Below are 22621 nucleotides of genomic sequence, written 5' to 3' on the forward strand. Positions count from 1 at the left end.
CTTCTCCTTCGCTTCACTATCATCGTCATGAAGATGCGGTTGCTCCCGAATCCTGAATGGCCGCCGGCTTGCGCTTGAACCTCTTCTTAACGCCATCCATCCAACCGTCAAGCAATGTATATACAACAGGAATTAGTACTAATGTTACGAGTGTTGACAAGCTAAGCCCGAAAGCAACAACGGTTGCCATTGAAGCCTGCGTTTCAGCTCCTTCGCCAAAACCTATCACAAGTGGAAGCATCGCGAGCACTGTCGTTGCGGTTGTCATCAAAATAGGACGGAGCCTAACTTTACCGGCTTCCATCAACGCATCCGGCAGAGACATCCCGGCTTTGCGCTTTTGATTCGTGTAATCCACTAGTACGATCGCATTGTTAACGACAATACCAACAAGCATAATCATCCCGATAATCGAGTTCATGTTGATCGTTCTGTGCGTCACGAGCAGCCCCAGAATGGCTCCGATGAATGTAGGCGGCAAAGAGAACATGATAATGAACGGACCGTAGAGGGACTCGAACTGGCTCGCCATAACCATGTAGACTAATACAACGGAGAGAATCAAGATCAAGTACAGGCTTTGGAAGGATGAGCTCTGGCTTTGCTGCTGCCCGCCCATCGTCACCTGATATCCGTCAGGCGCTTGAATCGCATCGATTTTCTCCTTGACCTTAGCTGATACCTCCCCGACCGAAGCTCCGAATACGGAAGCTTGCACGGAGGCCACCCTGTTCTGGTCCTGTCTGCGAATCTGTGCAGGGCCTGTGCCCGGCTCCACTTTAGCAATTAAACTAACCGGAATAATGGCTCCGGATGAAGTCGTAATGGAGATGTTATTGAAGTTTTCCAATTTATTCGTAAAATCGTTCGGGTATTTCACTAATACCGAGATCTGAGTACTGGCGGTTTTAAACTGGGTGGCTACGCTTCCCTGATAAGCCGTACGCAGTGCCGTCATAACATCTCTTAGAGAAACCCCGTAATGGGCGGCAGCGTCGCGGTCAACCGTCAGATTAAACTGCGGAATCGCGCGGTCCAGTGTATTTTGAACATTTCGCGTGCCCTCGACGGAGCTGATTTCTTCTTCCACGAGGTCGCCTAATTTTTGCAGAATTGCTAGATCCGGTCCCGAAAGATTGACCTGGATATCGCCGCCACCAAAGCCTCCACCACCACCAAGACCGGGGAGTCTTACACCTGAAGGAACGTTGACACCGATTTGGGCTCCGGTAAAGCCTGTCGTAAGTCCGCGAACTTGCTCCGCAACTTGATCTGTGCTTTTCTTCCGCTCGCCAATCGGCTTGAGCATGATCTGAATATTAGCGGTATTCGTTGCCGACGATTGGAAGGCTCCGCCACCGGCAGAACCGACAGAAGTAAAGACAGAGTCGATTTCAGGAACCGATTTAAGCCGTTCCTCCAGCGTACTTGCCACCTTGTTCGTCACATCAAAATCCGTACCCTGAGGCAAATTGACGAAAAGGTTGACTTGTCCTTGGTCTGTTTTCGGTGTGAGCTCACTTCCGATAAAGCGGGTTGCATACACGCTGGCTCCGAATAGAACGACCGTCACAAGAATGACCACCCAGCGGTGCGTGAGCGACCAGCGGAGCAAGCGCGAGTACACATTGGTTATGCCCTGCAAAGCGCGGCCGAACCAAACCATCGGGTTAACCGATCTGCCTTTCGGCAGCTCTTCATCAACCTTGCCGCGCAAAATTTTGGCGGCCAGCATAGGGACCAGCGTAACAGCCGCGAACCATGCGGCAATATGCGAGAAGCATACGGTGAGGGCCATCGGCCAGAAAAATTGTTTGACAAGCCCATCAATAAAAGCTGTCGGCGCAAAAACTGCGATTTGAGCTAGGGCTGAGGCCATTACAGCCGTTCCTACCTCCGCCGTGCCAGCCTTGGCAGCTTCCTCGGGAGACATGCCCTCGTGGCGTTTTCGGAAAATACTCTCCAAAACAACGACCGCAAAGTCAACGAGCGAGCCTAAACCAAGCGCCAAGCCGCCTAGCGTAATCGTGTTGATGGTCTGATGACCGAAATACATCATACTGAACGTACTGATGATCGAAATCGGAATAACCATGCCGATAATGAGTGTTGCTCTGATGCTGCGCAAGAATAAGAGCAAGATAATGACCGAGAAGACGCCGCCCATCAGGGTATGCTCAACGACCGTATTCAAGGAGCTTCTAATAAATTTGGCCTGATCGCTGAGGACTGCGACATGAACACCTTCCGGCAATTTGGCCTGCATCTCTTTGACTGCTTTTTGAATATTGTCGGAAACCGATACGGTATTGCCGTCGGATTGTTTAAGGACCGATAAGCTGACACTCGGCTGACCGTCTTTACGCGCTTCCAGGGTTACATCTTGATACGTATCAATAATTTGACCGATCTCACCTAAAGCAATCGTCTGCCCTTTGCCGAGCTGCACTTGTACTTTCGAAATATCGGCAACGGATTTAAACTCACCGTCGATATGTAAAGGAACGAGCTGCTGTCCCTTGTTGACAAGACCTGCGTCCGTCGAGGTGTTATCGTTGCCCAGCGCTGAAGTTAAAGTGCTGAATGAAATATTATACTGCTGCAGCTTGCTTGGATCGACAAGGATTTGAATTTGTCTTACCCGACCGCCGGTAACACCTACCGAAGCAACTCCATCTGCCCGCTGTACTTCCGGACTGACGATGTTATCCGCCAAGTCGCGCAGCGTCACTAGATCCTTATCGCCGTACAAGGCCAGCGTCATGATCGGCGAGCTGTTCGGGTCTACCCTGAAACGACCGGCGCGTCGGCATCGGTCGGGAGCTGCCTTCGAACTCTGTCCAGCTTATCCCTCATCGTTAACGTCACTTGATCAATGTCCGTTCCGTAGTTGAACTGCAGCGTCACGTTCGCCGAGCCTGTTCGGGAGTTCGATGTTATACTGGTCACACCTGCTACGGTTGCCATCGCGTTCTCGATCGGCTTGGTAATTTGCTGCTCGATCTGACCGGGAGATGCCCCGCTCCATGAGACTGACACGTTAGCTGACGGAATTTCCAGATTCGGGTACAGATCCACCGGCAAAAGCGGAACCGCTATGGCTCCGACAATGACCAATGCGATCATAATCATGAAGATCGTAACGGGACGATGAACGGAGAAATTAGCTAACTTCACTGTCCAGCCCCCGCTTTCTGCGCTTCTGGTTTTGCTCCGCCGGATGCTGCGTCCGCGTCAGCAGGCTTGCCTTCACCCTCTTTACCTCCGGACCCGCCCTGCCATTTCTTTTGACCGTCTCCTGCTGCGCCTTGACCTTGGCTGCCTTGCCCTTTACCGCCTTGCGCTCCCTGACCGCCCTGTGCACCGCCGGCTCCTTTGCCGCCTTGCGCTCCGCCAGTTCCTTTGCCAGGCTGTCCGACTTGAACCGGAACATTATCGGAGAGCAGCTCCTGCCCTTTCACGACCAGCTCATCGCCTACATTCAATCCGTCTGTGATTTCAAAGGAAGAGCTCGTCATAACTCCAATCTTAACAAGCACTTTCTTCGCTTTGCCGTCTTTCACAATAAACACGGCATTTCCGCTGGATTGGCTTAACACCGCATCGGCAGGAACCACAATCGACTGCTTGCCTTCGCTTTTGAGCGAGGACGTCGCAAACATGCCGGGCAGCAGCTCGTGCTGGTCATCCTTCAGCTTGATGTCAACCAGATAGGATTTCGTCGTTGCATCCATCGCCGGATGAACGACCGCTACTTCACCGTCAAAATCTTTATTCAACGTAGGTATTTTCACACTCATCGGAATTCCTGCTTTGAATTTACCAACAGACGCTTCCGAAACGTTAACTGTAGCAATAACCGGGTCCGTGGAGGCGATCGAGAGAATCGCCGATTGACCTGCATTTTGCCCTACAGGAGTCATAATTGACGTTACGACACCTTCTACAGGGCTTGCTAGAACTCCGTCCTGCAGCTGTTCGGACAGCAGCTTGACTTTGGTTTCTCCCTGCTGCAGCTGCGCCTCATTCACTTTTAGACCTTCTGTGGAACTTGCGTTGTTAACACTTTGCTTGGATTGGTCCAACGAGGCTTGCGCGCTGTTCAGTGCAAGCTGTTGACCCGACTGCGCCTGAGCAAGCTGCTGACGATTTTGTTCAATCTGAGCTGCAGCTGATGATTGCGTGGAAGCAAGCTTTAGCAGCGCTGAATTGAGCGTCTCCTGCGCTACCTGAACAGATTGTGAGCTCTGAGCGGAAAGAAGCGCATTTTGCAGATTTGTCAGTGAGTTCTGCGCGCTCTGCGTGTCTTTGTACTGAGCCTGCTGTGCTTGCTGGAGCTGGAGCTGGGCGCTTTGCAGCTTATTCATCGCTGTGCTCGTATCACCGCCATTTTGCATCGCAGCATTATAACCTACAACAGCTTGTTGAACCGCCAGTGTATAGCTATCAATATTATTGGTTTGCGTCGTCAACAGGCTGTCCAGCTGTGAATTCAAATTCGTCTGCGCAATCGTAACGGCATTAGCTGCATCCGCCTGCGACTTGCTGAAGCTGGCTTCAGCGCTGGCAACATCCTGCTTCGCGCTTTCAATTGAATTTTGCTGCGCCGCGAGAGCGTTATTTAATTGAATTTGCGCGGTAGCGACAGCATTTTTTCTGATCATTAATCGTCTTTTCATAGGCTGCTTGCTGAACAGCTAGAGACTTTTGAGCGGCTACTAAACTGTTCTGCTGATCGGCAATCGCCTTGTTGTACTGCGCCTGAGTGACCGCCAGGTCCATTTGCGACTGTTCCAGGGACTGTCTGAGGGAGGTTGTATCGATCTCCGCCAATGCTTCTCCGACCTGTACGTGGTCTCCAACTGCAACGTTGATCGCATTGACGCGACCGCTGACCTTCGAGGAAATATTGGTTGTAAACGCAGGTGTAATGGAGCCTGTAAATACTTGTCCCCCGCCAATGTCAGACAGTTTGACCGTTTGTGTTTCCACCGTCATCTGACGCACTGCCGAGCGGTTGTTTGCCCCAGGCTTTGCAGCGGTTCCGGCCGTGCTGCACCCCGCTATCACAGTCACGGCCGTGACGGCAGCGATGAAAGAAATGCTTCTAAGCGACTTCATGAAATCCTAACCTCCGTCTACAACTTCTTATATAATTTTTGGGCAAGCTGTGTAATCCCAACATAGCGCACATTTATGAAAGAATGATGATGCATTTATGAATTATTTGTAAAATTGTATGCTATAGCAAACACATAGCCCAACTAATAATGACGGATAGAACCGCCGCTAGAACAAACAAGTATAAAAGGCTTTTCTTGTCTTAAACGAGTCGCTTGCATAGGAGGATCTCGATGAACAAAAAAGACGCTTCCCTAAAAAAGGAAAACGCCTCAATTTTGAACATCTATTTACTTCGTGCTTACCTATTTATGTAGCCTCTATGCTTGCTGCGAGCCCAGGTTGTTCTCTTCATACAGCTTGTACATCGCTTGAATAATCGGTTCAGCCGGATCGCGGTTAAGCAGATACAGGGTCAACAGATAATGCAGCGGCAGCGCACAGGTATTATTGCCTTCTTTGACGGCCACAAAGCCTGTCTCCAGCACAGGTCCGTGCTCCGGATGAAGCTCAAGATCAACATAAACCTGCTGATCCGAGAACTCTTCTCTTACGGTTTGTGCGCAGTATGGCACGATGTGCTTGTCAAACAATGCCTTGGCATCGTCTTCGGTTTGAGGCGGGCTCGGCAGCGGGTGGCTGTCCGGACTGCGAAGCAGATCCACGAAGAAGGAGCTTAACCACAATATCGCATTGGGATTGGATTGAAAGTTCCTCATAATTTCATTCAGGAAAAATCCGCATGAGCTGGACTTGCCGTCTTTGCTAAGTGTAAAAGCCAACATCGGACCATAGGCAGGGTTGTTGCCAATTTGTCCATCGACTTCATATTCGCTGAAATATTCCTTCAGTACCTGTTGAACGTGTTGGAACCAAACAAGTATAGCTTTTGCCTGTTCTTGCTCCGGATCACGCTGTTCATCTTGCTCGGTTTCGTTCTGCGTTTCCATATTGTTTTCAGTCATTACAGTCGTAGCCTCCTGCTTGTTCATAGTAAGCGCACTTGCATCGTACCTATTGTACCTCAATTATACGCTTTCAGAAAGCTATTCCTATTTTTTTCTATATATTCTGTCTTTCAAGCCGCTTAGGATAGCGACACATTGAGACTATTTTGAGGAGGGGTTGTTTGGGAAATGATGCGTCCATGACGGACCACATACCTGCAAACCGGCTGTACACGAAGCAGATCAGCTGCATCCTCGGCAGGCATGAGCACGAAACTGGCGGGATTGCCTTCACTAATTCCGTAACTGCCAAGCTGCATGACTTGAGCCGCCCGGTCTGTGACCATTCGCACCAGCTCATACAAGTCCTGCCGTCCCGTCATATGAGCCAGATGCGCAGCCATATGAGCAGCCTGCAGCAAGCTTCCATTTCCTAACGGGTAAAATGGTGTCTGAATATCGTCATGTGCGATGCTGACATTGACACCGGCTTGCAGCATTTCCTTGATCCTCGCGATGCCGCGTCCCTTGGGAAATCCGTCGAAACGGCCCTGCATGGCAGCCCGGTCGCGATCGCCTTGTGCGCCACGGCTTCAAGAAAGGTGGAGAGCCCGCCATCGATTTCATCGCAGAATACGGGTTACTATCTTCGAGGAGCAGCTAACGGACTGCAGCCAAGTAGTCTTTCACGACTTCGGCTTCTTCGTGAGTACTGTTGTCGAGTTTCCTTTCGATTTCGCGAATGCCGCGAAGGCTTTTCTTGAGCGATATGACTTCTCTTTAATTCTACGCCGCAGAAGAGACAATGCTCAAATTCTGGTCTGATGTAAACTTTATCTTTTGAAACGATACGATATTTAGGTAGTGATTATGTCGACAGAGACTGTCGGAAAACCTTGTTAGCTAATTGGTCATTCGTAGAAAAAAATGCCTCCCCAGTCCGCTGCTCGCAGACGAAGGAAGGCATTTTTCACATGTAATGATGAACTTATGGACGTATCCTGACGACACCGATTTCGGAAGCATTTACAACAATCGCGTTACCGCCCTGCGCAATGTTTGCCCGGCCGGACTGTCTCACGCGAACCTTCGTTTTTCCGTTACTCCAGTTTTTCGAATTCAACGCTTTGCGTTTCATCCCCATTCACCTCCTTACAAATACCTGATCCCGACGAAACAGGAGGCTATCTCAAGGTCTTTACGGTGAATCGGCAGATTAACGCTTCTTTTGCTTTTTCGTAATTTGAATATTCACTGCATTGCTAGCCAGTACATTGCCTAGTTTCGCCGCAGCTCTAGCCGTCTGAACAATGTTAATCACGATAACGGTTCGTTTGCCGGCTTTATACCGAAAAGTTTGCACGCGAGATCGCACCATAGGCCTACTATCCCCTTTCGTATATCTCATCTTATGGGAAAGGGGAGTAGCCTGTCTCGGCTCTTAACTACACCATCGTCAATCGCTTTAAGAGAATATCCGCATCATGATAATACCGACAAAAGCCATACTCATCCCGGAAAGCTCCAAACCGCTGAAACGATCCTTCACAACAAAGCGCGTATATAGCAGGACAATGAGTACGTTCAGAGCTACGACAGCTGACACCAGGCCGGCTTTACCGAGTTCGAAAGCATGCAAGATCAGCACCATACCCACAGCGTTGGTTATACCGACCCCCATGCCGATCAGGAAGGTGCGGCCCTCACTCCATCTAGGGCTCGCAGCTTGAGCACTCCCCTTACCGTCGGAAGCGCGCGCATGATCTTTCAACCACCATCCGCCAAAGCATAGGCTACCCGTAGCAAACATGCAGAACAGCGTCGGGAATGTTGGAGAATCCTGAAGAGTGGACCATTTTCCTGATAAATCGTTAAAGGCAAAAAGCAACAAAGCAAGCATCCCCCACTCAGCCCCTTGCAAATTACGAAAGGACAGGTCGTTGGAATATCGAACCAGCAAAATACCGCGACGATGACGACAAATGCGACCATTTGCGATGGATTCAAAGGTTTCCCCCATATCACATAAGCGAGCGCAACGACGACTATTGACGGCAGAGCGGTTAATATCGCAACCAGTGAAGCTTTACCTACAGCAAATCCTTTGAACATACTTGCATTCGCACCAAAGGAAAATAAGCCCATCTGTATCCCGATCAAGGATGAGACGGTCCAGCTTTCATGGTAGACCATACTGCAGACTAAGCTGATCAAAGCCCCCATAAAGAAAGCGCCGCTAAGTAAAGCATTGCGGTTCAAGGATTGTTGACTCGTCCAATGGTACAAAATGCCCCGAAGCCCGAAGCTGACTGCTGCAAGCACGGCAAAAAACAACCACATCATGTTATCGATGACCTCCATCTGATTCACTATGCACCAAAGTTTATCACATCTACTCCCGTGCATGAACAGATACATATATGTATCTTCCCTAAGTCCAAGTTATCCACAAACTACCCTCTGTGGATAACATCCCTCGTTCATCCTGTATGTGACGAGCTCACGCGGCCTTGAGCGTGCAGGTACAGCTGTTCATAGTAGCCATGCTGCTTAAGCAGCTGCTCATGCGTGCCTTCTTCCGCGATACGTCCTTGCCTCATGACGATGATCCGATTGGCGTTCACAATGGTAGAAATGCGGTGGGCGATGATGAGCGAGGTTCTCCCTTTCGCCACCGTATGCAGCGCGGATTGAATCAACTGCTCCGTATGCGAATCCAGATTCGCTGTCGCTTCGTCCAGAATAAGAATCTTAGGCTGAAAGACAATAATTCGAGCAAAAGAGATCAGCTGACGCTCTCCGGCGGAGAGCCCGCTCCCTCTTTCGGATATCCTTGTCTCATAGCCGTCTTTCATTCTGTCGATCAAAGCGTCGGCTCCAACCAGCTTGCAGGCGCGAATGACTTCATCCGCAGAAATCGTTTCATCAAACATACGGACATTATCCAGAACACTGCCCGAATACAGGTATGGCTCTTGTTGAACGAGCCCGATCAGCTTATGAAGCTGCGCTTGAGAAATATCACGGATATCCGTGCCGTCTACCAGTATTCGTCCCTCCTGCACATCATAGAACCGGCAAAGCAGGCTGATCAAAGAGCTCTTGCCTGCTCCGGTCGTTCCGACGATTCCGATCATCTCTCCCGGTTTAATAAGAAGGTCAAGATCATCGATGACTTTTGTCCCCGCTTGATAGCTGAAGCTGACACAGGAGAAATGAATATGTCCCCGGATGGAAGCCGGATTCATATCGATAGGCTGGAGGGGCTCCGGCACTTCAGGCTTGATGGAAAATATATTCCAAATCCGGTTCTCGGAAACAGTTGCAGATTGAAGCGTATTCCACTGCTGCGTAATGTTATTAATCGGTTGGAAAAATTGGCGAATATACGTGATAAAGGCATACAGCACACCGAATTCAATGCTTTTATGCAAAACTGCCATTCCGCCAAGCCATGTGATAAAAGCTACGGACAGATTACCTAACAGATCGAAGGAGCGGTTGAACCATACATTTGTGCGAATTTCGCGAAGATTGGCTTGAAAATACCCCTGATTTCGTTCCGTAAAACGTTTCATCTGCTCCCGCTCCTGATGAAACGCCTGAATCAGATGCATACCAGACAAATTTTCGGCCGCGAAGCCGATCAGCTGGGACAGCTGCGCTCTGGACCATTGATACGTTTTGCGCATATAGGAACGGAATGATATGGCGATCACTGCGATGATCGGCAAAACCAGCATGCTGTCGAATGTCAGCTGAGGATCGAGCTGAAACATCAGCACGATGATGAAAACAAGCGTCATTCCGTCCCTGATTACACTCAGCATCACCTGTGTAAAAAATTGGTTTAACGTCTCCGTATCGCTCGAAACGTGAGTAATCAAGCTGCCGCTCGGCGTACGGTCATAGTAAGACATGGACAGCCGAAAAATATGCTGAAACAAATCCTTGCGGATGCGGGCGACAATACTTTGCCCGGCAAATTGCAGGAGATTGTTTTGCACATAGCTGAATATCAAGCTGCTGACAGACAGTCCTACATACAGAAGACAGATGGTGATGATCGGCTTATATTCGCCTATGCCTTTCATCAGATGGTCGTCAATCGCAATTTTAACCAAATATGGCTGAAATAAATCGGCCGCGATGCCCAATATAATGCACACGAACACCAGCAGGAACGTCCATTTGTGCGGCTTGGCGTAGATGGATAATGCCCGAAGAGCCGATAACTTTTTAGAAGCGGAGTCCGTATCCGGTCTATTGGGCGCTTTGGTCGTATTCATCGGTAGTCGGGCCCCCTCCCTCTTGAATATCATGCAGCTTGGCATACAAGCCGCGCTGTGCAAGCAGCTGTCGGTGAGTCCCGCGCTCGACAATGCGTCCTTGATCCAGCACGATGATCTCATCGACATGCTTGAGAGCACTGATCCGATGAGCGATCCATATCGTTGTTTTGGCCGCACGCTCCTTACGAATCGTATCAATAATATGCTTCTCCGTTACCGAATCGACCGCACTGACACTGTCATCCAGAATCATCAGCGGCGAATCCTTGATAATTCCCCTTGCCAGGCCTCGTTCGCTGGCGCTGCCCACCGGAGAGGGTCACGCCGCGCTCTCCGAGCTTGGTCTCAAAGCGGTCCGGAAATGCTGCAATACTGCTGAATATTTCCGCTTTACGAGCAGCCTGCTCAACCTGCTCGAAAGGGGTATTCCTTTGGTAAAACGCGATATTGTCACGAATTGTCGTGCTAAACAGAAAGCCCTCCTGCGGCACATAAGCAATCTGATTGCGCAGGCTCTCCAGGGTATGGTCGCGGATGTCACGATCCCCGATCCATACCGTACCTTCGGGAGGATCGTAGATACGGAGCAGCAGCTTGACCAGCGTCGTTTTGCCACTGCCGGTCTTTCCTACAATGCCAATTGATTTGCCGGGCTCAATCCGGAGGCTGATATCGTGCAGCACCTCATCTTCTTCCCCTGGATAAGCGAACGAGAGATTCTCGATGCGAATCACCGATTGTTGAAAATCCGCCTGTTTGGCACTCTCAATCTCCAAGATCTCCGAACGCATCGTGAGCAGGTCGTTGATTCTTTCAAGCGAAGCCCTTGAACGCTGCATCGTATTGATGACCCTGCCGATCTGCTGCAGCGGGTTGACCATCATTCGAATATAGAGTGTCAGTGCCACGAAATCGCCAAGTGTGATTTGATGTCGAACCGTTAAGTAGCCTCCGAACGCCAATGTTACCACCAAAGACAGCGCTCCCAAGAAAGGGATCAATGCTTCAAACAGTGATGACAAGCGTACAAGGCTGAGTTGATTGTCGCGAATGCGGTCTACCGTCACACCGAATCGGCGAATCATGATGTCTTCGACCGCGAATTTTTTCGCTACCCGAATGCCTCCAAACTGCTCCTCCGCTGATTCTGTCATGGCGCTTAGTGCTTCCTGTACATGGGTGGACCTTTTCTTGATAATGGGCCGGAATCGAACCACAAGATATGGGATAAACAAAAGGGGCGTTACACAAACCGCGATCAGATAGAGCGGAATGGAGCTGAACAGCATCGTAATGACGACTGCCCCGATCAAAATGGTCGAGTTTACCGTTTGGTTAATCCCCATGGAGATGGATTCCCCTGACTGCCGTAACATCGTTCACCACATAGCTAAGCAGTCTTCCTACGCCGTGCCGGGAATAAAAACTGGCTCCCAGCTTCGTAAAATGGTCGAACAAGCGATTTCTCGCGACAAACTCGAATTTTCTTCCCGTTCTCATAATCAGGTATTGACCGATTGCAGCCAGTACACCGAACGTCACCCCGATTGCCAGCAGCTCCAAGCTGTATTCAACAATCAGTGATGAGGTTAACTGACCAGCCTGCAGCTGGTCCGTAAATATCCCGAGAACCTTAGGGTAATATGACTGAACAATATTAGCGATCGAAATTAACATCGCCGCAAGGACATACAGCCGCCAGTGTTCTCTGACATAATCACTCAGTAACCTTGTAGATTTCAACCCGAATCACTTCCTAGTTGTTGTTATCACAGCGCCCTTACCCATTATACGCCTTTCGCTTACGAATAGGCGATTTTATGTTAAAATAGTGCTAATTCACGAATAGGAGAATCAATATGGAATTCAGATTAGACAAGATCGAGTCGAAAGTGGAGTTTTTCGAAGCTTATGATTTACGTACGTTGGAGAAAAAATTGATGTTCAGATTGAAAATAATAAAGCGCTGCTGCTGAACGTTCAATCCGTTTCCCATCAAGCCGTTTTCGATCCTAACGCAGGTAAAATCCTTTATAGTGCGGTCGTGCTTTTCAAAGCTTAACGGCGGCGCGTCCCATCTCAAATACATGGTTAGCAGGTGAACATTCCGTGAGTGTCAATGATTCCATAGGCTTTATCATTAGCAAGACGGCAAGGAAGCTGAATCAGATGCTGTCAATTCAATTCCAGCCCTATGATATTACGACCGAGCAATGGTCCGTGCTGAATAAGCTCGCAGAGGAAGGCGGTATTACTCAGAAGGAGCTCTCATGCCGGATTGAGAAGGATCCGACGAATGTCACCCGCATTCTCGACCAATTAGAGCGCAAGGGCTGGATTGAACGGGTTGCCAACGAAGAAGATCGCCGTTCCTTTCTTACTTATGCCACAGAAAGCGGCCGCGCACTGAGCGATGAACTGGAGCCGATAGAGAAAGAGTTCGTCCAAAGCATACTTCATTCGGTCTCCGATGAAGAAATTGCTCTCCTGCGGTCCATTATGGCGCGGATCAACGCGAATTTGGAAGCGAAAAGCAGCGAGGTCTAACTAAGATAACCGGCCGCGATTAGCAAAAGGTAAAAAACCCTGCAGTTCCGCCACTACAGCAGAATTGCAGGGATTTTATTGTACAATAATAAGGATCGCGCGTATGCAGATAAAGAAAGTTCATTACGAGCCCCTGTAGATGTTTTCAGTCTACAAAAATCTTCTCCGGTAATCGCACTTCCGGCAAAGCTCCTCGACAACTTCCCTCCGCGAGAAGCCGTCGTACAAGTTCGCGGCTCGCTCGCCTTCGATAATCTCAGAGAAATGCTGCTTATGGATGTTCCCTAGATTAATGACACCTTCGCCGTCCAGACAGCAGGGTATAACTGTGCCGTCTACAAGCACGCCTGCTTGGTTGCGGAGACCATGGCAGAAGCCCTTTCCGTCATCTTCTTCCTCTTTCAGCGCCGGCCATACAAATTCGTAATCCTGATTGATATAAATATTCGGTGCGATCTTGGTGCCTTTGCCGCGCACAACCTGCTCTTCAATCCGGTAGTCCAGATGAAAGGCTTGTTCGATCATACCCAGCAGCTCCCTATTTCGATTGCGCTCAGCATTCGTCGCGTTATCTCGATCCAGGTTCCACAGACGCAGTGAGAAGATCGTATCCGACATCGTTCGCGCCTCATGAATAAAATCCAGAATACCGGCCAAATATCCGGCCTTGTCTGTTGAGCCTTCGTGTCCGTCAAAGCTGTGCAAGGAAAAATTCATCTGCCTCAGCGCCGGTTTGCCCAACAGCTTGTGCCTATTCTTCGTAATTAGCGTTCCGTTGGACGTGATATTTACTTTAAAGCCGCGTTCGTGGCTTAGATCAAGCAGCTGATCAATCTTCGGATGCAGCAGCGGTTCGCCTTTAACATGAAAATAAATATATTCGGCGTGCGGCTTAACCTGGTCTAGCGTCTTTGTAAAATCCTCTATCGATATAAAATTAGCCTTCCGTTCCGTCGGAGGGCAAAACGAGCAGGCCAAATTACATACACTTGTAATCTCGATATAAAACTTTTTAAACTTTTTCATCGCTTTATGCTCCAGTTCTGATCATTCGTGTTTCCGCTACATTAAACTTACACATGGGAAAGGGACGTGTCAATGTCAGATCCTGTTGCAATGTATTAATATTTGCGGATTGAGAATTCACGCTTGGCCGTTTCCTGAGTAAATATCCCTTCCGCCGTGATGATATTAAGCGGAATTTCCTTCCCCGCAGCCAAATCCTTGACGGCCTTCATAATTTGTGGGCCAAGGAGCGGATTACATTCCACGGACATGTTCAATTTTTGGGCAATCATGGCTTGAAATGCAACCCGGGTCGCATCTACGGAAAGAACCTGTATATCCGTGCCCGGTTTTAAGCCCGCTTGCTCCAGAGCTTTAATGGCTCCCAGTGCCATGTCGTCATTATGAGCAAACACCACATCCGGCTTGATACCGCTGCGCAGCACCTTTTCCATCAATTGCTGACCGGATTCCAAAGTAAAATCTCCGATTTCCGAAGCCACGATATGAAAGGCTTCATTCTCAGAAAGTACCTCTTCAAAGCCTTTTTTGCGTTCAATTGCTGGAGCGGATCCTTTCGTCCCTTGCAGTTCAACAATGTTCACCTGTCTTCCGCCGCTGCTTTCCGACTGCTCCCGCTCCACAAGCCATCTGGCCGCACGTCTTCCCTCTTCGATAAAGTCGGATCCAATGAATGTCGTCCAGAGCGAATCATCCTCTACCTTCACCTTCCGGTCCGTCAGAAGGATGGGGATCCCTGCATCTTTCGCTTCCTTCAGCACCTCATCCCAGCCCGTCTCTACAATCGGTGAGAACGCGATCGCATCTACCTTTCGCGCAATAAAATTGCGTATAATCTGAATTTGCTTCTCCTGACTGCCTTGGGCATTTTGCATAACCAGTTCAATGTCCTTTTCACCTTCCGCAGCTTCCCGAATGGATTCCGTATTGACATTACGCCAGCTGCTTTCGTTACCTACAACGGCAACCCCAAGCACGATTTTCTTCGCGTTAGTCAATTCCTCCGATTCTTTAGCAGGCTCTTCGGTCACCCCAGGACTCAGCTCGCCACTTGTCAGTTCACCGGTGATCAAATGACTGCGCAAGATGATCTTCTTCGGCAGCCCCTTCTCATGATGGAGAATGTCCAGCGCATACTGCACAGCTTCTTTGCCACCGATCGGGCTCGTTACACTGCCGCTCAAAATCCCATTCTTAACCAGCTCAAAACCGCCATCGATCGTATCAAGCCCATCTATACCCAGCACATGAATGCCTTGTAAACCTAATTTCTGAATAGCCCGCGAAGCTCCGAGGGCCATAGCATCACTGTGAGCAAAAATAAGCCGTACCTTCGGGTAATCGGGCAATATACGAAGCATTTCATCCTCTGCCTTGTCCCGCTGCCAATCACCGACGACCGATTTGACAATCGGCTTATTCATCCTCCGCTCCAGCTCATCATTGAATCCGCGGCTCGTTTCTTCGACTGAAGTGGAGTTGGCTACACCTTCAATCTCGATAATGTCTCCGCCGCTGCCTTTCAGGAGCTCTGAAGCGAGCTGTGCGGATTTTCGACCAATCGATTCATTATCCGGTCCGATAAATAAGGAATAATCGTAGCCGGTTACGCCTCGGCCTAACACAATCACCGGAATGCTCTTGTAGGCCTCCGTTACGATGGGCGTCAACTGTTCGGAATCGTTCAAGGATATGATCAGCAAATCGATGCCGTACTGCATCAGCTTTTCTACATCATAGATTTGCTTCTCGCTGTTCTCAGCCGCATCCGTGAATATAAGCCGCACATTGCTGTGCTTCTCCGCCTCCTTACGAATTTCATTATTCATGAAGAGCTGCCTCGGCTCATCCAGATTCGGCTGGCTGATGCCAATCAGAAACTGTTGATCATCGGTAGCAGAATCAGTAGACAGCATATAACTCCCCACCGTTGTCATCGTGAGAACAAGCAAGCTAATCAATGCTACGACGAAAACAACCCTCATCCGAGATGCAGCCTTCATACATGATCCCCGCGTTTTCTAAATTCCATAGGTGATACCCCGGTCATTTTCTTGAAGGTATGGCTAAAATAGTGCTGAGTATGATAGCCGACCTTTTCCGCGATCTCATACATTTTCGAAGTGGGATCATTTAAGTATTGAATGGCTTTCTTAATGCGGACTTCCGTTAAATAATCAACAAACGAGCGGCCGAGCTCTTTTTTCAGCAGCTTGCTCAAGTAGTTAGCGTTGACGTTCATATGCTCCGCAACTTCCGAGAGCGACAAGTCTTCCTTATAATAGTAGGTTTCCAAATATTTCTTGGTCATTAATACAATTGGCGTCAAGCTATTGGCCTGATTAATTTCTGCTATAAGCTGCTCGGTTTGCTGAGGAAGCTCGTCAATTTGTTCCACGGTTGCTTGAACACAGAGCACATTTACACCTAGATAGGCCGCAACAATACGTTCAAACTCCACCTGAAACGTCATCCACGCGGATATATCGGTTAGGGCAGTGATTCCGCATAGCATCCCTTTACTTAAATGAAACACGATCGAGGTAGACTCCGACTGGAGCATCTCCTCCCAAATATTTTTCACAGCAAATTCCAGCAGTTGAGGATCCCAGGTTTTATTAGGCACATTCATGCTGATTTTGCCAAGCGGCTTAATGAGCATGAGCCCGATTTGTCCAGGAAAGTGGAGGCCATAGAATGCCCGTTCCTCCTGAATGCGCTCTTTGGAAAGCGTGCCTGTCATCCAGCCCTTCATGAAATCTTCGCGTAGCAGTGAGGATGTCGCCTGAAGCTTGTTGCTCATCCATTCCGTATGCCTTTGCTCCATTAAGTCTTTACGCAGCGTTTCAATCGCCTTATCGACAATATCGCTTAAGTCGGCCCTCTGTACCGGCTTTAATAAGTAATCAAATACGTTTAAGCGGACTGCCCGTTGTGCATAGGAAAACTCATCGTGTCCGGAAATCACAATCACAATACAAGCAGGCAATACTTCCTTCAGTCTTTCAATCAATTCAAGCCCATTCATAAAAGGCATGTTGATATCGACAAACATTAAGTCAGGGCGCACTTGCTGTGCAACGTCCAGGGCTTCTAGTCCATTCTCGGCTTCCGCCACCACTTCAATCTCTTTCTCCTCCCAAGGGAGGGCTTTGCGAAGACCGTTGCGAATCCGCGGCTCATCGTCCGCGATCATTAGCTTCCACATGGTTTGTCACCTCTTCATGCTTCGTATGTACGATCGGATGAATCAGCTCGACGGTAGTACCTTTGCCGTACTCGCTGTATACGCGAAGACCGTAAGCGATTCCATAAGTGAGCTGAATTCGCTCATTCACGTTAAACAGACCAAAGCCTGCTTCTTCGCTTCGCTTTTCTTCACCGCGTAAAACCCGGTTGATTTCTTCCAGACGCTCCGGCTTGATTCCTGCTCCGTCATCTTCCACCCGAAATCGTACAGTATCTTGATGTAGTAATGCGCTGATACGTATCCTGCCCTTGCCCAGCCTTGCCTTAATTCCGTGATAGATAGCGTTTTCAATCAAGGGCTGAAGGACAAGCTTTAGGATATGATAGCGTTTGACCTCCTCAGGAATATCCATTTCAAACTCCATTTTCCCCATATACCTTGACATTTGTATAATTAAATAGCTTTCCGCATGCTTCACTTCTTCACGGATCGAAATCAATTCATACCCTTTGTTAAGGCCTATACGGAAGAGATTGGTAAGTGCGCCGATAATTTCGATAATATCGTCCGCTTTGTATTCCTGCGCCATCCACTGGATGGTATCCAGCGTATTGTATAGAAAATGCGGCTTGATTTGAGCCTGCAGCACCTGAAGCTCCGCTTCCCGTTTCTTTTTCTGCTCCATATAGACAAGATTGATCAAATTCTTGATCTCTTCGACCATGTGATTAAAACTGTGTCCCAACTGCCCGATTTCGTCCTTCGTTTCACTCACGAACCGTTGGTTCAGATCCCCGCTCTGTACTCTTCTCATCAACCTCATTAGCTTGCGTACAGGGCGAATGATCGTCTCGGTAAAATACGTAGCTGCAAGGGAAGCGAGCACCAGTGTAATGATGGTCACAATAAACGTATAGGTACGAAGATCCATCACGACGCGCCTGTAATCGTCATTCGGGATGACTCCGATAATTTTCCAATGATAAGCTTCATAATCGTTATAAAGAATCCGGTAATCATGGCCTCTTATCTCTTTGGTCACACTAGGGTTGTCCTGAAGCCACTCTTGCCTAATCCTGTATACAATAGAATTCACTGGAGAATATACGATTTCTCCATTTTTATCCAAAATATAAATAAAGCCGGACTTTTCCAGCTGCAGGTTTTCAAAGATTTTCTTAAACATATCCATGCGCAAATCAATCAGGATGACGCCTAACACTTCCTTGGTGTCCGGGTCTCTCCATGCGCGAACAAGCGATAGTACATCGTTGGAGCTGTATGTTTGGCTTGTAGTTACATTTCGACCGATCGGGTTGCTGATTAAAAGTGTCTCATCCGGAGATGCTACTGCTCTCTTTGTACCAGCTTTCTTCCGTTAAAGGATCTCGCGTAATGCGATACATTTCATGGCCTAAAAACATGCCGCTTTGGCTGATTAACATGATGCCTGCTATCTCTGAATTACGCTCCGCATACTTGCGGAGCACCTGCGGCACTTGCCCGGAAGCAAGACCGTCAGGGGCTCCTCTCGTCTGCATGTACTTCTCTATCACCGGCTCGCTGCCGATGTAGAATGATATATCTTTTAAATGGTTGATATAAAAGTCAACATTGCTTTTAACCTGATGAATCATTTGCAGCGTATACTGATCGGCCTGCTGTTCGGAGTAATCGCCATATTTCTTGCTTCCCCAGAGGCTAAGTGTAAGTAAAGAGACTAATATGATAAGCAGAAAAATGCAGTTTAGCTTAAAGCGAATACTTTGATCCTGCCAGTATCGACGAATAACGTCCACCGACCAGCCTCCTCCAAACCTTTCTCTATCACACAATTCTCATTATAAGGAAATAGCCGCCTTTTGAGAATCTTTCTTTTTCAATGCATCCGGTTTGCGAGATTTTTCCCTGCGGGACACGATCGCTCGCTGCAGCGCGATGAAGGCGAACAATAGAAAGCCGATCACAATTTTTGTCCACCATGAGCTAAGCGTACCTTGGAACATAATAATCGTTTGAATGACTCCGGCACTAAGAACGCCCAGCATCGGACCGATCAGATATCCGAATCCGCCAGTTAACAGGATACCGCCGATTACACAAGCAGCAATGGCATCCATTTCTCCTCCCATCAAATGCAGAGCATAGCCGGAGAGCATATAGAAGGTAAAAATCACGCCGCCGAGTGCCGAACAAAATCCACTGAGCGTATAAACAGCCAACTTGGTGGAATAAACCGGAAGCCCCATCAGGGATGCGGAACGTTCATTGCCGCCAATCGCATAGACATTACGGCCGAAGGCCGTATACTTGGATACGTACATGCCTGCCGCTACGGTGATAAGCGCAATAATGACACTTACGGATAAGCTTGCTCCACCGAACAAGGGAACCTTCGCATTGGAAATGCTGCGATACATGGGATTGTCGATGACGATGCTCTCTGTGCTGATTAAGAAGCAGGTTCCGCGAGCCAAAAACATACCGCCCAAAGTAACAATCCATGGATGTATATCAAACCGGCAAATTAAGTAGCCCTGCAAGTATCCAAATATCGTGCCAAGCACGAGAACTGACGGAATCACAAGCATCGGATGGACGCCTGCACGCAGAAGCTCTGCCGAAACTACACTGACTAGAGCGATTAATGCTGCGACGGATAGATCAATACCTCCGGTCAAAATCACGAAGGCCATCCCCGTAGCCACGATGATGAGATACGCGTTATCCACAAACAAGTTCAAGAATACTTGTAAGGAAAAAAATCCGGTAAACATCACCGAGCCAATACCGTATAGCACCAGAAATAAGAGCAGTGTAGCCAGAATAGTGATATTGGATGAAGTAATCTTCAAAGACGGTCTCATGATGCCAGCACCTTCTTCCCTTGTTTACTACCGAATGAAGCCGCAACGATATTGCGGAAGATGTCGGATTGAAGCAGACATACAACAATGACAACGATCGCTTTCACGAACATTACGATTTGCGGAGGTACACCAAGCGTGTAAATGGTCGTAGTCAAGGTTTGGATAAACAAGGCGCCAAGGATCGTTCCTCCCAGGTAAAATCTCCCGCCTCGCATCGAAGTGCCTCCGATGACTACGGCCAGAATGGCATCAAGCTCGATCCAGAGGCCGGCATTGTTAGCATCTGCACCTGTGATATTAGAGCTGATAATAATGCCGGCAATGGCTGCACACAAGCCGCTTATGATATAGACAGATAGCATGACACGGGATGCATGTACCCCTGCAAACTCGCTGGAGATCCGATTGGCGCCGACAGCCTCCAAGAATAGCCCGAACGCCGTACGTCGCATCAAAAAGTACAAGAGCAGGAACACGATCATGGCGATGATGACGGCAAAAGGAATCCCCAGCAAATACCCGCCGCCCACATACCGGTACGCTTTATCGGAGATGGTAATAATCTGCCCTCCGGTGATAAGCTGTGCAATGCCCCGGCCTACCGTAAGCAGAATAAGCGTTGCAATCATCGGTTGTATTTTCATCTTCGCGATAAGAAGCCCGTTCCAATACCCGCACAGCGCACCGCATAGAAGTCCTGCCACCAAGGCAAGCACAAACGGTACCTGCTTCTGCAGCAGGAATGCGGATACCGAAGCCGCAATCGCTAAGACGGAGCCAACGGAGATATCAATACCTTCTTTCGCAATAACCAAGGTCATCCCCAGCGAGATGATGATAAGCGGCGTTCCCCTGTTCAAAATATCGATCAGACTCCCAAACAAATGACCGCTCTGAATGCGAATGTTAAAAAAGCCAGGCGTAAAAAACAAATTAAATAGAAGGATTAGCGCAAGGCCGACAGACGGCCAAAACATTTTGGACCGTTTGATCCTATGAAGCATGCTCGGTTGCTGACTCATGGCTGTTCCCCTCCTCTGCAATCATCTGCATAATGCGTGTTTCTGCAATTTCGTCACCGGACAGCTGACCAATTACTTGACGGTCACGCAGGACGAGAATCCGATCGCAGCAACCCACCATCTCTTCCCATTCGGAAGTAATAATCAGTATGGTCATTCCTTCATCTGCCAGTGACAAAATGAGCTTACGAATTTCTGCTTTAGAGCCGACGTCAATTCCGCGTGTGGGCTCATCGAGGATAAGCAGCTTGGGATCCGTTGCCAGCCATCTTCCCAGGATCGCCTTCTGCTGATTGCCCCCGCTTAGCTGGTCGATCCTTTGCTCCGAACCCGCTGTCTTGATGCTCAGCAAACGGATATATTTATCCGCAATTTCCTGCTGCTTGGATAACGGCAAATAGCTGAATACCCCCCGTTTGGCCTGCAGAGCCAGCACAATATTTTCACGTACCGATAGCTCCCCTACGATGCCTTCCACCTTACGTTCTTCCGGACAAAATGCCATCCCGTATTCAATAGCCTTCTTTGGATACATGCTTTTCATTTTCTCATTATTCACAATCAAAACGCCTTGATCGGCCTTATCAATTCCAAACAGCAGTTTGGCAATTTCCGTACGGCCGGAGCCTAGCAGCCCTGCAAGTCCCAGCACCTCACCCTTGCGGATCGTTATATCGAACGGATCCATCGAGCCCTTGCGTCCCAATTGCTTCGCTGTGATCCAATCTTCTTTGATAAGGTGAGAAACTGCAGATTTCTGCGCCTGCTCTTCACTCCATTCCTTACCAATCATCTTAGAAATCAAATCCATTCGAGACAGCTCTGCCGCTTTATATTCGCCCACCAGCTCGCCGTTTCTGAGTACTGTGATGCAGTCTGAAACTGCGTAAACCTGATCCATAAAATGTGTGACGAAAACAATTGCCATGCCCTCCGATTTTAGCTTTCTCATGATCTGAAACAGCTGCTCCACTTCCTGCTGATCCAAGCTTGATGTCGGCTCATCCAATATCAAAACGCCGGATGAAATATCCACCGCTCTAGCAATCGCGACCATTTGCTGAATCGCAATGGAATACTCGGACAACGGCTTCGTGACATCGATCTGAATATTCAGCCGATTCATGAGGGCTTCCGCCTGCTCGTACAGTTGATTCCAAATAATATGCCCTCTCTTGGTGCGGGGCTGTCTGCCGATAAATAAATTCTCAGCTACGGATAAATTGTTGCATAGATTGACCTCCTGATAGACCGTACTGATTCCAATTGCCTGGGCCTCCAAAGGTGTTTTAAAGCTAACCTCCTTGCCGTTTAGCTGGACACGGCCGCTGTCCCGTTCATAAACACCTGTCAAAACTTTAATCAAGGTGGATTTGCCTGCCCCGTTTTGCCCCATCAAAGCATGAATTTCACCTCTTCTAAGTTGAAAATCCACATTCGTTAAAGCTTTGACGCCTGGAAACGACTTACTGACACCTTCAACGACTAGCAACGCCTCCTGCATGGTTGATCTCTCCTTCTCTATAAATTTAGGAAGCGAAATCAAGAGCGACTTCTTTGCTCTTGATTTCGCGGAATATTGCGTTTTATAGCCTGCCTGCTTAGC

17 protein-coding genes and 4 pseudogenes are annotated in these 22621 nt (G+C 48.7%); 2 read left to right on the forward strand and 19 right to left on the reverse strand.

The genetic code is table 11. The features are described from left to right. Nucleotides 1-25 precede the first annotated feature (25 nt). From L0M14_RS15760 to L0M14_RS15815, 11 genes and pseudogenes are all read right to left on the reverse strand, one after another. Nucleotides 26-3132, reverse strand: a pseudogene (locus L0M14_RS15760) (efflux RND transporter permease subunit). A gap of 41 nt (nt 3133-3173) precedes the next feature. After that, a complete protein-coding gene (locus tag L0M14_RS15770; RefSeq protein ID WP_235117665.1) occupies nt 3174-4679 on the reverse strand; it encodes an efflux RND transporter periplasmic adaptor subunit in 1506 nt (501 codons plus the stop codon). Beyond that, nucleotides 4618-5121 carry an efflux RND transporter periplasmic adaptor subunit gene (locus tag L0M14_RS15775; RefSeq protein WP_235117666.1) on the reverse strand — a complete coding sequence of 168 codons (504 nt, stop codon included), beginning with the start codon at nt 5119-5121 and terminating at the stop codon, nt 4618-4620. Before L0M14_RS15775 ends, L0M14_RS15770 begins: the two co-directional genes overlap by 62 nt. Nucleotides 5122-5441: 320 nt before the next feature. Continuing rightward, nucleotides 5442-6086, reverse strand: coding sequence for a hypothetical protein (locus tag L0M14_RS15780; RefSeq protein WP_235117667.1), 645 nt, complete (start codon nt 6084-6086; stop codon nt 5442-5444). Nucleotides 6087-6208: 122 nt separating this feature from the next. Continuing rightward, nucleotides 6209-6625: an amidohydrolase family protein gene (locus L0M14_RS15785; protein WP_235117668.1), complete on the reverse strand. Its 417-nt coding sequence runs from the start codon at nt 6623-6625 to the stop codon at nt 6209-6211. A 431-nt stretch (nt 6626-7056) separates the two neighbouring features. Further along, a complete protein-coding gene (locus L0M14_RS15790) occupies nt 7057-7206 on the reverse strand; it encodes a hypothetical protein (protein ID WP_235117669.1) in 150 nt (49 codons plus the stop codon). A 78-nt stretch (nt 7207-7284) separates the two neighbouring features. Continuing rightward, nucleotides 7285-7446 carry a hypothetical protein gene (locus L0M14_RS15795; protein ID WP_235117670.1) on the reverse strand — a complete coding sequence of 54 codons (162 nt, stop codon included), beginning with the start codon at nt 7444-7446 and terminating at the stop codon, nt 7285-7287. Between the two features lie 87 nt (nt 7447-7533). Next, the gene (locus L0M14_RS15800; protein ID WP_311198716.1) at nt 7534-8088 is read right to left on the reverse strand and encodes an EamA family transporter; all 555 of its coding nucleotides are present in this window, start codon (nt 8086-8088) and stop codon (nt 7534-7536) included. 5 nt (nt 8089-8093) lie between these two features. After that, nucleotides 8094-8486: pseudogene (locus L0M14_RS15805) on the reverse strand (hypothetical protein); the annotation flags it as partial. Nucleotides 8487-8548: 62 nt separating this feature from the next. Next, the gene (locus L0M14_RS15810) at nt 8549-10357 is read right to left on the reverse strand and encodes an ABC transporter ATP-binding protein (RefSeq protein WP_235117672.1); all 1809 of its coding nucleotides are present in this window, start codon (nt 10355-10357) and stop codon (nt 8549-8551) included. Continuing rightward, nucleotides 10332-12103: pseudogene (locus L0M14_RS15815) on the reverse strand (ABC transporter ATP-binding protein). The gene L0M14_RS15810 and the pseudogene L0M14_RS15815 overlap by 26 nt, the downstream one beginning before the upstream one ends. Before the next feature lie 116 nt (nt 12104-12219). On the opposite strand from L0M14_RS15815, the pseudogene L0M14_RS15820 reads away from it, so the two are divergent. Both L0M14_RS15820 and L0M14_RS15825 read left to right on the forward strand, forming a co-directional pair. After that, nucleotides 12220-12422: pseudogene (locus tag L0M14_RS15820) on the forward strand (YrzA family protein). Between the two features lie 47 nt (nt 12423-12469). After that, nucleotides 12470-12907, forward strand: a complete 438-nt coding sequence (locus L0M14_RS15825) for a MarR family winged helix-turn-helix transcriptional regulator (protein ID WP_235117673.1) — start codon at nt 12470-12472, stop codon at nt 12905-12907. 150 nt (nt 12908-13057) lie between these two features. On the opposite strand, the gene L0M14_RS15830 is transcribed toward L0M14_RS15825, so the two are convergent. The 8 genes from L0M14_RS15830 to L0M14_RS15865 all read right to left on the reverse strand — a co-directional run bounded on the left by L0M14_RS15830 (nt 13058) and on the right by L0M14_RS15865 (nt 22519). Then, nucleotides 13058-13933 carry a radical SAM/SPASM domain-containing protein gene (locus L0M14_RS15830; RefSeq protein WP_235117674.1) on the reverse strand — a complete coding sequence of 292 codons (876 nt, stop codon included), beginning with the start codon at nt 13931-13933 and terminating at the stop codon, nt 13058-13060. A 95-nt stretch (nt 13934-14028) separates the two neighbouring features. Next, a complete protein-coding gene (locus L0M14_RS15835) occupies nt 14029-15936 on the reverse strand; it encodes a substrate-binding domain-containing protein (protein WP_235117675.1) in 1908 nt (635 codons plus the stop codon). Beyond that, on the reverse strand, nt 15933-17141 hold the full coding sequence (locus L0M14_RS15840) for a response regulator transcription factor (RefSeq protein WP_235117676.1): 1209 nt from the start codon (nt 17139-17141) through the stop codon (nt 15933-15935). The genes L0M14_RS15835 and L0M14_RS15840 overlap by 4 nt, the downstream gene beginning before the upstream one ends. Continuing rightward, on the reverse strand, nt 17113-18447 hold the full coding sequence (locus L0M14_RS15845) for a sensor histidine kinase (RefSeq protein WP_311198906.1): 1335 nt from the start codon (nt 18445-18447) through the stop codon (nt 17113-17115). Before L0M14_RS15845 ends, L0M14_RS15840 begins: the two co-directional genes overlap by 29 nt. A gap of 10 nt (nt 18448-18457) precedes the next feature. Beyond that, nucleotides 18458-18922 carry a cache domain-containing protein gene (locus L0M14_RS15850; RefSeq protein ID WP_235117677.1) on the reverse strand — a complete coding sequence of 155 codons (465 nt, stop codon included), beginning with the start codon at nt 18920-18922 and terminating at the stop codon, nt 18458-18460. A gap of 42 nt (nt 18923-18964) precedes the next feature. After that, nucleotides 18965-19990, reverse strand: a complete 1026-nt coding sequence (yjfF, locus tag L0M14_RS15855; RefSeq protein WP_235117678.1) for a galactofuranose ABC transporter, permease protein YjfF — start codon at nt 19988-19990, stop codon at nt 18965-18967. Then, nucleotides 19987-21015: an ABC transporter permease gene (locus L0M14_RS15860; RefSeq protein WP_235117679.1), complete on the reverse strand. Its 1029-nt coding sequence runs from the start codon at nt 21013-21015 to the stop codon at nt 19987-19989. The genes yjfF and L0M14_RS15860 overlap by 4 nt, the downstream gene beginning before the upstream one ends. Next, nucleotides 20987-22519: a sugar ABC transporter ATP-binding protein gene (locus L0M14_RS15865; protein ID WP_235117680.1), complete on the reverse strand. Its 1533-nt coding sequence runs from the start codon at nt 22517-22519 to the stop codon at nt 20987-20989. Before L0M14_RS15865 ends, L0M14_RS15860 begins: the two co-directional genes overlap by 29 nt. Nucleotides 22520-22621: the final 102 nt, after the last annotated feature.

This window comes from Paenibacillus hexagrammi (assembly GCF_021513275.1).
Lineage (GTDB): Bacteria > Bacillota > Bacilli > Paenibacillales > NBRC-103111 > Paenibacillus_E > Paenibacillus_E hexagrammi.